Annotated in this window: 9 protein-coding genes; 3 read left to right on the top strand and 6 right to left on the bottom strand. The window is 68.0% G+C overall.

The window, feature by feature from the left end; all coding sequences use genetic code 11:
• Positions 1-133 precede the first annotated feature (133 nt).
• Together A6A40_RS13715 and A6A40_RS13710 are read right to left on the bottom strand one after the other, a co-directional pair.
• Entirely contained in the window at positions 134-1,849 is a 1,716-nt protein-coding gene (locus tag A6A40_RS13715) for an MFS transporter (protein ID WP_063635869.1), read from the bottom strand.
• A gap of 260 nt (positions 1,850-2,109) precedes the next feature.
• Entirely contained in the window at positions 2,110-3,174 is a 1,065-nt protein-coding gene (locus A6A40_RS13710) for an amino acid ABC transporter substrate-binding protein (RefSeq protein WP_063635868.1), read from the bottom strand.
• A gap of 113 nt (positions 3,175-3,287) precedes the next feature.
• On the opposite strand from A6A40_RS13710, the gene A6A40_RS13705 reads away from it, so the two are divergent.
• Entirely contained in the window at positions 3,288-6,806 is a 3,519-nt protein-coding gene (locus A6A40_RS13705; protein WP_063635867.1) for an ATP-binding protein, read from the top strand.
• Between the two features lie 120 nt (positions 6,807-6,926).
• On the opposite strand, the gene A6A40_RS13700 is transcribed toward A6A40_RS13705, so the two are convergent.
• On the bottom strand, positions 6,927-8,348 hold the full coding sequence (locus A6A40_RS13700; protein ID WP_063635866.1) for an aminotransferase-like domain-containing protein: 1,422 nt from the start codon (positions 8,346-8,348) through the stop codon (positions 6,927-6,929).
• Positions 8,349-8,554: 206 nt separating this feature from the next.
• On the opposite strand from A6A40_RS13700, the gene A6A40_RS13695 reads away from it, so the two are divergent.
• Entirely contained in the window at positions 8,555-9,250 is a 696-nt protein-coding gene (locus A6A40_RS13695; protein ID WP_063635865.1) for a response regulator, read from the top strand.
• Positions 9,251-9,271: 21 nt separating this feature from the next.
• On the opposite strand, the gene A6A40_RS13690 is transcribed toward A6A40_RS13695, so the two are convergent.
• From A6A40_RS13690 to msrB, 3 genes are all read right to left on the bottom strand, one after another.
• The gene (locus tag A6A40_RS13690) at positions 9,272-9,904 is read right to left on the bottom strand and encodes a hypothetical protein (protein ID WP_063635864.1); all 633 of its coding nucleotides are present in this window, start codon (positions 9,902-9,904) and stop codon (positions 9,272-9,274) included.
• Positions 9,905-9,932: 28 nt separating this feature from the next.
• Complete coding sequence (locus A6A40_RS13685) at positions 9,933-10,496, bottom strand: hypothetical protein (RefSeq protein WP_063635863.1); 564 nt, start codon at positions 10,494-10,496, stop codon at positions 9,933-9,935.
• A gap of 240 nt (positions 10,497-10,736) precedes the next feature.
• Positions 10,737-11,153, bottom strand: a complete 417-nt coding sequence (msrB, locus tag A6A40_RS13680) for a peptide-methionine (R)-S-oxide reductase MsrB (RefSeq protein WP_063635862.1) — start codon at positions 11,151-11,153, stop codon at positions 10,737-10,739.
• 302 nt (positions 11,154-11,455) lie between these two features.
• Here msrB and A6A40_RS13675 point away from each other — a divergent pair, with 302 nt between their 5' ends.
• The gene (locus tag A6A40_RS13675; RefSeq protein WP_063635861.1) at positions 11,456-12,649 is read left to right on the top strand and encodes a pentapeptide repeat-containing protein; all 1,194 of its coding nucleotides are present in this window, start codon (positions 11,456-11,458) and stop codon (positions 12,647-12,649) included.
• Positions 12,650-12,654: the final 5 nt, after the last annotated feature.

The following is a 12,654-nucleotide window of genomic DNA, read 5'->3' as shown; positions in this document are numbered from 1 at the left end:
GCTTTTCGCATCCCGTTTTGGACTTCTTCTCCCTATGGCGGCAGAGGCTATCACGAAAATGCGCGGACGGGCGGAGGGAAACCCTCCGCCCGTCCGTTCCGCCGCCCGTCAGTCAGCCGGGTTGCGTCCTTGCTCAATCATGCTGGTAGATGTCCACGTCCTTGGTTTCGCGGACGAACAGCAGGCCGATCACCAGGGTCGCGGCGGCGATGATGATCGGATACCAGAGGCCGGAGTAGATGTCGCCGGTCGCCGCCACGATGGCGAAGGAGGTGGTCGGCAGGAAGCCGCCGAACCAGCCGTTGCCGATGTGGTAGGGCAGCGACATCGAGGTGTAGCGGATGCGGGTCGGGAACATCTCCACCAGCATCGCGGCGATCGGGCCGTACACCATCGTCACATAGATGACCAGGATGGTCAGCAGGGCGATGACCATCACCGTGTCGATGCGGGCCGGATCGGCCTTCGGCGGATAGTTGGCGGTCTTCAGCGCGTCGGTCAGGCCCTTGTCGAAGGCGGCGCCGGCGGCCTTGGTATCGGTCGGCGCATGCGAGGCGGTCGGGCCGTGGCTCAGCGACACGGTGGTGCTGGCCTGCGGGGCCGCGGTGTAGCTGGGGATGACCGTGCTGCCGACCTTGATCGAGGCCACGGTGCCGGTCGGAGCCGCTTCGTTGGTGTAGGGGATGCCGCGCCGGACAAGCGCGCTCTTGGCGATGTCGCAGGAGCTGGTGAACTGGCTGGTGCCGACCGGGTTGAACTGGAACGAGCATTCGTTCGGATCGGCGACCACGACCACCGGCGAGGTCGCGATGGCCTCCTCCAGCGCCGGGTTGGCGTAGTGGGTGATGGCCTTGAACAGCGGGAAGTAGGTCAGGCAGGCCAGAAGCAGGCCGGCCATGATGATCGGCTTGCGGCCGATCCTGTCGGCCAGCGTGCCGAAGATCACGAAGAAGGGTGTGCCGATCAGCAAGGCCGCGGCGATCATCAGGTTGGCCGCCTGGGCATCGACCTTCAGCGTCTGGGTCAGGAAGAACAGGGCGTAGAACTGGCCCGTGTACCACACCACCGCCTGGCCGGCGACGAGGCCGAACAGGGCGAGCAGCACGATCTTCAGGTTCTTCCATTCACCGAAGGACTCGGTCAGCGGCGCCTTGGAGTGCTTGCCCTCCTCCTTCATCTTCTTGAAGGCGGGCGATTCGTTCAGCATCAGACGGATCCACACCGAGATGCCGAGCAGCACGATGGAGATCAGGAACGGGATGCGCCAGCCCCAGGCGTTGAAATCCTCGGGCGACATCGACACGCGGCAGCCCAGGATGACCAGCAGCGACAGGAACAGGCCCAGCGTCGCGGTGGTCTGGATCCAGGAGGTGTAGTTGCCGCGGCGGCCATGCGGCGCATGTTCGGCCACATAGGTCGCGGCACCGCCATACTCGCCGCCCAGCGCCAGGCCCTGCAGCAGGCGCAGGATGATCAGGATGATCGGGGCGGCGATGCCGATGGAGGCATAGTTGGGCAGGATGCCGACGATGAAGGTCGACACGCCCATGATCAGGATGGTGACCAGGAAGGTGTATTTGCGGCCGATCATGTCGCCGAGACGGCCGAAGACCAGGGCGCCGAAGGGCCGGACGGCGAAGCCGGCGGCAAAGGCCATCAGCGCGAAGATGAAAGCGGCGGTCGGATTGACACCGGAAAAGAACTGCGCGGCGATGACCGCGCTGAGCGAACCGTACAGATAAAAGTCGTACCACTCGAAAACGGTCCCGAGCGAGGATGCGAAGATGACTTTCTTCTCCTCGCCCGTCATCGGTCGGACGGCATCGTCCGACGAAGCCGCATAGGCCATGGTCTTCACCCTCCCAAGTGAATAGTCATGCATATCGGTTGGTTTTGATCGCCCAGTGCATTCCGGTCATATGAACTGATGACCGAGCCTGAGCCTTGGTTTTCTGACCGATAGTGTGCCTAGCAAATCATCTGCGTCACCCCCGACCATGGTCGGGGGTATCGGCCGTTGCGGGACTGGGTCAGAATAATATTTTTGGACGGGAGCCATGCCTTTGCACGAGCGCAAGCTCGGCCTCGGGCTCCCCTATCGGAACACCATCACTGGAACACCGGCGCGTACAGCAGCCCACCCTGCGTCCAGGGCCGGTTCGGTCCGCGGTCAAGTTTGTACGGCGACCGGCTGCCCAGGTTGCGGTCGAAGATCTCGCCGTAATTCCCGACCTGCATCACGACCTGATAGGCCCAGTCCGGACGCAGCCCCGCCTTTGCCGCGATCTCCGGCAGGCCGGACAGCAGGCGCCGCATCTCGCTGCCGCCGGTGATCCGCTGGAAATTGGCATTGGCGCCTGTAACGCCTGCATCCTCGGCCAGGAACAGCGCATAGACGGTCCAGCGCACCGCCGCCATCCACATGCGGTCGGCGTTCGGCGTCAGCGGCGCCAGTGGCTCTCGTGACGGCAGAGGGGCGTCGGCGATCTCCGGCGCCTCTTTCGGCGACTCCAGCATATGGAGCGCTGTGGTCAGCAGGGCCCGATCGGCGCTGAGCGCCGCGCAATCGCGGCTGAGGAAGGCCTCCAGCGCATCGGGCCAGCCGGGGAAGCTCCGCAGCTTCCAGGGCCGCTTTCCGCCGGCGACGAGTGCCTCCAACTCGGCCTGCGTGGTGGTTCCGGCGGGAACGCAGACCGTCAGTTCGGATCCGTCCAGCGCCGACCGGCCGTCGGTCAGGCGCCACGCGGCTATTCCCTGCACATCGTGGAAGACCGGCGGACCGAAATCGACGGCGTAGGTCGCGTCGCGGCTCAGCGTCCAGGAGGTCTGGGCGAAGGACACGTCGACCTCGCCGGCGGCGACGGCGTCGAATTCCTGCGGCTTGGACAGGCGGCGGATCTCCACGGCGTCGGCCTTGCCCAGGACGGCGGCGGCCAGCGCCCGGCACAGATCGACCATGAAGCCGACAGGCCGTCCGTTGTCGTCGTTGGCGGCGAAGCCGGGATTGAAGGACACGCCGCAGCGGACCACCCCGCGCCGCTCGATCTCCGCCAGGACGGGGCGGTCGCCGTTCGGCACGGGCTGCCTGTCCGGCGGCGCCCCGGCGGTTGCGCCGACTGCCGGAATGAACGCCAGACACAGTCCCAGCGCGGCGGCAACAGGCTTCAGCCCCATCCTTCTCCCCTTATCCTACGGCAAGGCTATGATACGCTGCCCACGGCGCCGCGCAAACGATTGGGGTGTCGGTGTTCGGGTTGGGCGTCTGGATGGGGCGGGCAGGATTGGGAATGACAGGCGGCAGCAAGGCGGGGGCCGGAAGGTCCGAAGCCGCTAAGGCGGGCGTGGTGAGGATCGGCGTCGGCACGCGTCTGTTCGGCGCGCTCGCCTTCAACGGTCTGGTCGCCTTCCTGATCGGGCTTGGCGCCTACAGCGCCTTCGACGGCCTGCATGCCGGAATCACCAGGGTGACGTCGGAGCAGTTTCCCGCCGTCGTCGCCTCCGCCAAGCTGGAGCGCCAGCATCAGCGGATCATGCGGACCCTGGAACAGCTGGCGCTGTCGGACGACAATTTCGGCCGTGAAACGATCAAGCAGGGGTTGGCCGACCAGTTGGACGGCTATGATCGGCTGCTGGCGGAGATGGAATCGTCCGATGCTCCCCAGGCAAGGCGGATCGTCGGGCTGAAGCAGCAGCGCGACGAGATCCTGCGGCTGCGGGACGCCATCGACCGCGGCGTGACTGCCCGTGTCGCCGCCCGCCGCGCCCTGGCCGACCGAACCCGCGACGTGCGGCGGATCGCCGATGCCCTGGCGGAACCGGGGCTGCGCGGGGTCGAGGATGTCGGTGTGCAACGCTGGCTGGCGATGGCCGAACGGCTGCTGTTCCTGATCGCCTCGGTCCATCAGGCCGAGAACAGCTTCGCCCTGGCCCGGCTGGCCGATGGCGGGGCGGCGCAGCTGGAAAGCCTTGTCTCCTCCGTGCCGCAGGGCCTTGCGGATGGGGTATCGGACCGGCTGACCCGCCTTGCCGAGGGCATGCGCGCGGTGGTGGAGGGCGACCGTTCCGTCTTCCGCCAGCGGCAGGCCGAACTGCAGGCGTCGGAGGCCCTGAACGGGCTGGTCGACCGCGCCAATCAGGTGTCTCTGATCAACACCGGCCTGAACACCGGCATCTTCGTCGAGCAGACCAAGGCGGCGGAGGAAAGCCGCCAGCAGGTGATCGAGGTGTCCACCACCTACACCCGCCTGTTCTTCGCCTCCGTCGGGGTGGTGGTGCTGGGGATGGTGCTGTCGGTGCTGTATGTCCGGCGCAAGGTGCTGGCCCGGCTGTGGGCGGTCAGCGAGGCGATCCGCGACCGCACCGGGGGCGGCAGGGCGGAGGTGCCGGCGACCGGTGCCGACGAGATCGGCGAGTTGGCCCGCGCGCTCCGCTTCTACATCCAGGAGACCGAGGACAAGAGCGAGGCGTTGCGCCGCAACGAGCAATGGCTGCGCACGGTGCTGGAGGCGGCACCGGTCCCGCTGGTGATCTCAGGCCGCGCCGACGGCCAGATCCGTTTCGTCAACCGCCGCGCCGCCGACCTGTTCGAGGTGGCCGATGCCGCCGAGCTGCTGGGCCGGCCGGCCGCCTCCGTCTGGTATGCCCCGGCGGTGCGGGAGGAGTTCGTCCGCGACGTCTTCGCCAGCGGTCTGGCGCTCGACGTCGAGACGGAGCTGGTGACCCGCACCGGCCGCCGGCTGTGGGGCCTGTTGTCGGGCATCGCCTTCGAATTCCAGGGGGAGGAGGTGCTGCTGAGTTCGGTGGTCGACATCACCCGCCGCCGCGAGGCGGAGGAGCTGCTGCGCCGGACGCAGGCCTTCCTGGATGCGGTGATCGACAATGTGCCGAGCGTGCTCTACGTGCTGGAGGGCGATACCGGCCGCGTCGTGCTGTGGAACCGGGCGGCGGAGGATTGCTTCGGCACCCGCCGCGCCGACATCGAGGACCGCACCCTGACCGCGGTGCTGGGGCACGAGACCGGGCGGGCGCTGGCCGGCGGCGTTCCCGGCGCCATGCGCTCGCTGGGCGTGGAGGAGCTGGTGCTGGCCCGCAATGGCGAGAGTGCGGTCTTCGCCCTGCAGCGTCATCCTTTCGAATGGTCGGGCGACGGCCGCTGCCGCATCATTTGCGTCGCCAACGACATCACCGCGTCGCGCCGGGCGCGCGAGGAGCTGCGGCAGGCCAAGGAGCGGGCGGAGCGCGCCGACGCCGCCAAGACCGAATTCCTTGCCACCGTCAGCCATGAGATGCGCACCCCGCTGAACGGCATCCTCGGCCTCTGCCGGCTCCTGCTGACCGGGCAGCTGCATGCGGGCGAGCGGCGCTATGCCATGTCGATCATGCGCTGCGGCCATGGGCTGCTCGATCAGGTCAACGACATCCTCGACCTTCGCAAGATCGAGGATGGCAAGCTCGACCTCGACCCCGCTCCCTGCGCCCTGCTGCCGGTGCTGGAAGAGGTCGTTGCGACAGTGGAAGGACTGGCGAACGAGAAGGGGATCGACCTCGACCTCGACATCGCGCCGACCGTGCCGGAACTGGTGGTGGTGGATCGCCAGCGGCTGCGCCAGATCCTGGTGAACCTTGTCGGCAACGCGGTGAAGTTCACCGAGCGCGGTGGCGTGGACCTGCGTGTCGATATCGAACCGGCGCCGGAACGTTCCGGAAGCGGAGAGGCCGGCGAAATGCTGAAACTGGCCGTGCGCGACACCGGCATCGGCGTGCCGGCGGAACGCCGTGCCGCCATCTTCGAGAAGCTGGAACAGGCAGACCCCACCATCGCGCGGCGCTTCGGCGGCAGTGGGCTGGGGCTCGCCATCGTGCGGCACCTGCTGGACGCCATGCAGGGCAGCATCCGGGTCGACAGCGCGGTCGGGCTGGGCAGCGTCTTCACTGTCACCATTCCCCTGCAGCGGGTGGAAGAAACCGCCCTGCCGGCACTGCGGCCCGGCCGGCTTCTGCCGATCAGCCGGGTGCGGTCGCTGGCCCTGCTGCTGGTGGAGGACGACGCGATCAACCGCGAGGTGGCGCTCGGCCTGCTGTCCGACGCCGGGCACCGCATCACCGTCGCCGAAACGGGAGAGAAGGCGCTGGAACTGGCGGTGCGGCGGCGCTACGACGCCGTGCTTCTGGACATCCGCTTGCCCGACATCGACGGTCCCGAAGTGGCGCGCCGCATCCGCGCCTTCCCGGATGCCGACCGGGCGGCGGTGCCGATCGTCGCGGTGACCGCCAACGTCTTCGCCGCCGACCGTGCCCGCTACCTTGCCGCCGGCATCGATGCGGTGATCGAAAAGCCAATCTTCCCGGAACGGCTGATGCACCTCCTGTCCAATGCTGTCGCCGAACGCGGCGATGGTGAGGTTCTGGCGGGCGACGAAGCCGTCGTCGCGGTCCCCGCCCGCCCGCTGATGGTGGAGGAGGAGGATGTGAGCGACGAGATTCTGGAGCGTTACATCCGCTCCCTTGGACCGGCGCGCTTCGCCACCATCCGCGGGCTGCTGCTGGATTCAGCGCAGGAGGGGCTGCCCCGTCTGACCGCCGCCGATACGCCCGACGATGAGATCGAGGACATCGCCCACCGTCTGGCCGGGGCAGCCAGCCATTTCGGCCTGACCCGCTTCGTCGGGCTGATGCGCGCGGTGGAGGATGGCATGCGCGAAGGCCGCCGCGGCGAGGCGCAGGAATTGGCCGCGACCGCGGAATCGGTGTTCAGCCGCGGGCTTGCGGCGATGGACGCGGTACAGGGGATGCTGCAGGGGGCGTAGTACCGGAGGTCTTTGCCAATGACCGCCGGTATCCGCGCCGACCGGCGCGGCGGCGGCCCATGCCGCCGAAGCTCTCGATCCTGACAGGTCACGATCGAGAGGCGCTGGTGTGACGCGTCCCTACACGATCGACAGCATCGCCGCCGCCGGCGCGTCCAGCGCATCGGCCAGCGCGCGCAGGCCGCGGGCGGCCTCGTCGCGGCTGCGGGGCATGCACAGCCCCACGCGCACCGCATGGGGCGCGCTGGCGCGGCCGACGGCGAAGGCGTCGGCGCCGGTGACGATCACGCCGCGGCGCCTCGCCTCGCCGATGAAGTCCTCGCGCCGCCAGGGCTCCGGCAGGACCAGCCACAGATGCTGTGCCGCCGAACTGCCATAGACGGTGCCGGCCGGCAGGATGGAGCGGGCAAGCCGCTGGCGGGCCAGATCCTCTTCCCGCTGGGTGGCGACGATGCGGTCGGCGGTGCCGTCCTGGATCCAGCGCGCCACCACCTCCGCCGGCAGGGCTGGGGCGGAATATTGCAGCGCGCGGATGGCGGTCTCGACACGGGAGCGCAGCTCCGCCGGGGCGACGACGAAGCCCAGCCGCAGCCCGGCGGCGAGGCTCTTGGACACGCTCGACACATAGAGGGTGATGTCGGGGGCGATGGTCTGGATCGGACGGGCGTCCGGCACCATGAAGCCGAACACGTCGTCCTCGATCAGGATCACACCATAGCGGCGGGCGATCTCGGCGATCTCGCGGCGGCGGGTGGCGGGCATCACCACCGCGGTCGGATTCTGCAGGGTCGGCACCAGATAGACCGCCTTCGGTCCCAGCCGGCGGCAGGCGCTGTCGAAGGCGTCGGGCACCAGCCCATGCTCGTCGATGGCGACCCCTTCCAGGTGATAGCCCTGGGTGGCCGCCAGCGCCTTGGTGCCGATGTTGGTCAGCCGTTCCGCCAGGATGACGTCGCCGGGGCGGGCGACGGCGGCCAGCGCCACCGCCAGCGCATTCTGCGCCCCGGTGGTCAGCAGCACCGAGTCGGCCGTCGCCTGCACCCGGTGCTGGCGCTCCAGCCATGCGGCGGCGGCTGTGCGATGGTCGGGCAGACCGGCATGCGGGCCGTATCCGATCAGCGCCGCGGCGCGGCCGGAGGCTCCGATGGCGGCAAGCGTCTGGCCGAAGGCCTGCACCGCGACCGCATGTTCGGGGTGGACCGTCGTCATGTTGACGATGGCGGTTTCCGTGCCCGTCTCCCCGGCGGACATCTCTCCGGCCGGCGGCCAGCCGAGCGGCAGGGGCGTCGCCGGTGGGCGCTGACCCTGGACGAAGGTTCCGCGTCCAACCTCTCCACCGATCAGACCGCGCTTTTCCGCTTCCGTATAGGCGCGAGTCACCGTGCCCACCGTCACGCCGAGGCGGAAGGCGAGGTCGCGGTGGGTGGGCAGGCGGGTTCCGACCGCCAGCGCGCCGTCCGCGATGTCGTCGGCCAGCGCGTCGGCGATGACGCGGTAGAGCGGGCCAGCGCGGCCCTCCAGGTTCGGGGTCCAATTTGTCATGAGTACAAATGTGGCATTGTCCCCGCCTTCTGGCAAGTTCGGTGCGATTGTCATCATTTCCCCTTCTGTGCAGGCCGCACAATCAGCGGATGCCAGCAGTGAGGAGGCGGTGCGCTCCACCTTGTGTCCGGTTGGCGGAACCGATAGCTTTGGTATGAGGGGCCGGCAGACAATCCGCGGGCCATCGGACTCCGTCACGGGGGACAATGAACACCATCGCGGTGGTCGACGACGATCCCATCACCCGCGAGACCCTGAAGGCCTATCTGGAAGGCGAGGGGTATCGGGTGATGCTGGCGCGCGACGGCGATCAGCTCTCGGCGCTGCTGGCGCGCGGGCGGATCGACCTGCTGCTGCTGGACATCCGGCTTCCCGGCAAGGACGGTCTGGCGGTGACGCGCGAATTGCGGGCTACCTCCAACATCGGCATCATTCTGATCACAGGCCGTTCCGACCGGATGGACCGGCTGATCGGGCTGGAGCTGGGTGCCGACGACTACATCACCAAGCCGTTCGAGCCGCGCGAGATCCTGGCCCGCACCCGCAGCCTGCTGCGCCGCATCGCCAAGCCGACCCGGCCGGCCGGCGGACGGGTGAAGCGGTTCGACGGGTGGGAGCTGCATCTGGACAAGCGCCGCCTGCGCGATCCGGGCGGCGAAGATGCGCGGCTGACCTCCGCCGAATTCGAACTGCTGGCGGCCTTCGTCGAGAATCCGGGGCGGGTGCTGAGCCGCGACGATCTGCTGGACCTGACGCTGCGGGGCGATTCCGTGCCCTACGACCGGTCGATCGACCGGCTGGTCCGCCGTCTGCGCAGGGTGGTGGAGCCCGATCCGGCCGAACCGACCCGAATCGTCACCGTGCATGGCATGGGGTATATGTTCCAGGCCGCGGTGGACTGATCGGCCTCGTCTGCACCCGATTCAGGATTGGGCCGGCGAGGTGCGGCGTTGCGGACGGGCCGCCGCGGCCGCAGCCTCCTCCTCCGGCTTGCCGGGCTTGCGGAAGGTGCTGAGTTCGGAAATGCGGTTCACCGTCAGGCCGTTCAGGCGGCAGCCGGCGACCTCAACGATTTCGAAACCCGCCTTGCGGGGGTAACGGGCGGCCACCCGTTCGCGCGCGTCACGCTCGCCGTCGGCGACCAGCAGGACGCGGCGGATGCCGGTCCAGCCGCGATAGCCGCGCTGGTCGGCGAAACTGACCGCCATCGGCTGGAAGCGCACCGCGACCTCCCAGAAGCGACCGGGGCGCGGCTCGTTCCGGTCGAACACGAAGTAGCGCTGCATGGGGGCGCCCTTCTTCTGATCCAGTTCCAGGATGGCGGCCTGCATGTCGATTTCCGCCTTCTGGACGCGCTTTTCCATGTCCGCCTGATGCTGGGCCAGCTGGGCATAGTCGGTGGCGATGTCCGCCACCTCCCTGGTCACGTCGTCCACCCTCTCCTTCAGCTTGGACATGGCAATCCGCGTCAGGGTCAGCTGGCGGCGCCAGTATCGGTTGGACAGGACGGTCAGCACCATCAGGCCAAGCGCGAAATACAGCATCATGCCGGTCATCGGGCCATTCCCATCATGCCGCCGCCCATCATGCTGCGGTCGCCTCCGCCTCGGGATCGGGAGCGAGGGCCAGCGGCACCACCGGCGAACAGATCAGGCCGTTGCGCTGGGAAAAGCTGGCGCGAACCGTTGCATGCGCCTGTTCGGCCGAGGGGGCGGTGATGTGGGCGACGTTGCGGTACTCCCAGATCTGGCGGGAGAAGACGATGTCCTTGCGGTCCAGCTCGTTGAAATTGGGACCGACCGCCAGCTGTGCCCAATAGACGTCGCCGTCCGACTCCAGGTCGCCCAGCTCGTGCACCAGTTCGATCTTGGAGAACTCCAGAGCCCGCAACTCCGTCAGCGCCTTCTGGCGCCGGCCGTTGAATTCGGTCAGGCGGGCCTGCAGGGTGGTCAGGTCGACGCGCTTGCGCTCCGTCTTCTGGCGCCATTCGGCCAGCGCGGCGCGCTTCTTGTCGTACAATCTCTGGTTCATCGCCTCACGCGCCTTTTCGGCGCTGACGCGGCCGACATCGATCACGATCGACAGGCCGAGCGCGGCGGCGCTGGTGATCAGAAGCAGCATCCCCAGGAACTCGGCCGAAATGACCATTCGCCCTCCGCCAGCCGGACCGAATGCCTGCGCCGCTTCGACGACGCATGGTGCCACGGACGGCCGAGAGCCGCGACGCTCTCGCGACAACCCGCCGCACGAAAGGGATCATACCATTGCGCTTTGTTCCAAGGTTGTCATTTTTAGCTCAGTTAGGGGTAAACCCACCTTTTTGGGGAGGGTTTATGACCGGGCGCCGAACAGACGAAGGAACCCGGCACCCGGTCATTGTTCCGTGGGTCAGCCGGACTTTCCCGACGGCACGAACGTCATGGCGATACCGTTCATGCAGTAGCGCTTCCCTGTCGGTTGTGGCCCGTCATCGAAGACATGGCCGAGATGGCCTTTGCAGTTGGCGCAATGAACCTCGGTCCGCGGATAGGCCAGCTTGTGGTCGGTGGAGGTCTCCACCGCCCCAGCTATCGGCTCCCAGAAGCTGGGCCAGCCCGACCCGCTCTCGTATTTGGTGTCGCTGGCATAGAGCGGCTGTCCGCAGCCGGCGCAGCGGTAGACGCCCTGGCGCTTCTCGTCGTTCAGCGGGCTGGTGCCGGGATATTCGGTCGCGTGTTCTCGCAGGACCTTGAACTGGTTGGGGGACAGCTCCCGCTTCCAATCCTGCTCGCTCTTGGCCGTGTTGGTGTTGTCCGAGTCGGGCATTCCGCCGGTCTCCGCTTTCGGTTTTCGGTGTCTCAGACCCACTATATTGGTCGGTCCTGCCGCCGGCCCAAGCGTGGCGTGGTGTCGATCACGCGTCCGTGATGGCGGTCGTCCTATGTCGGGCAGGATCGGCGGAACCGGCTGGAACGGATCTGAGGCTGCGACAGGTGGAATCTTGCCGGTCCGGCACAGGTTCGAGGGGAGATGCCTTCCGGAATCGATTCGGTTTCGGTAACATCCCGGTTGCCAACAGTCCGGGACAGCGTGTCCGGGACGGCAATGCCGGGGCAACGACGCGCCGCATGATGGAAGAACGCTACCTTCGGGCGGTTCGCGACGCGCTGGTGCGGCACCAGCAATGGCTGCTGCGCGACCCGACCGGACGGGGGCGCCGCGCCAATCTCAGCTTTTACGATTTGGCCGGATTGGGCCTCAACCGCGTCAACCTGTCGGGTGCCAAGCTGACGGGCGCCAGCCTGGCGCGGGCGCGGATGATCGGCACCGTGCTGTCGAAGGCCGATCTCTATGGCGCCGACCTGTCCAGGGCCGACCTCACCGGCGCGCAGCTGCAAGGCGCCGATCTGCGCGGGGCCAGGGTCGACGGTGCGAAACTTCAGAACGCCAACCTGCAGGGCGCCGACCTGCGCCGCGGCATGGTGCTGGACGCCGGCGAGCTCCGCGCCGCTGGCAACAGTGACGGCACCACGACCTTCGTCGGCTGCAGCCTGACCCAGGCGGTCCTGACCGATTGCCGGATGGCGCAATGCGATTTCAGCGGCAGCGACCTGTCAGGCGCGGATCTCAGCGGCAGCGACCTCAGCGGCGCCATCCTGATCGGGGCTGACCTGACGGGAGCGACCATGCGCAAGGCGACGCTGGACGGCGTGCTGATGTGCGGCGCCCGGCTGAACGAGGAATTGCGGGTGGCGCTTGAGCGGCACGGCGTCGATGTGGACGGCACCGGGCTGACCACCACCGCGGCGCGGATGTCCGACTTGATCGCCGAGCATCAAATCTGGGTGGAGAAGCTGGGGAAGGGCGGGGAGCGCATCCAGTTCCAGCGCATCGACCTGCGCGGCTACAATTTCGCCAACCAGCTGCTGTGCGGGGCGGTGATGCGCTTCAGCGGGCTGCGCGGGGCGGATTTCTCCGGCGCCAAGCTGATGATGGCCGACCTGTCCTACAGCGACCTGCGCGATGCCGATTTCACCAGCGCCGATCTGTCCGGCTGCAACCTGGAAGGCGCCAATCTGGCCGGCGCCAAACTGTGGCGGGCGAAGTTCCGCAAGGTCGACCTCAGCGGCGACGGCAGCCGCCTGTGGCCGACCAGCTTCGCCAAGGCGCGGCTGACCGGTGCCGACCTGCGCGACGCGAGCCTTGCCGGGGTGGTGCTGCGCGGCACCGACCTGACCGCGATCAAGACCAGTTTCGCCACGCTGAAGGGGGCCGACCTGTCCGCCGCGCTGGGATGGCAGCCTTGCGAGGCGCCGGCCTGAGCCTG

It is taken from the genome of Azospirillum humicireducens (assembly GCF_001639105.2).
Taxonomy (GTDB): domain Bacteria; phylum Pseudomonadota; class Alphaproteobacteria; order Azospirillales; family Azospirillaceae; genus Azospirillum; species Azospirillum humicireducens.
This window is presented reverse-complemented; position numbering and strand designations above follow the sequence as displayed.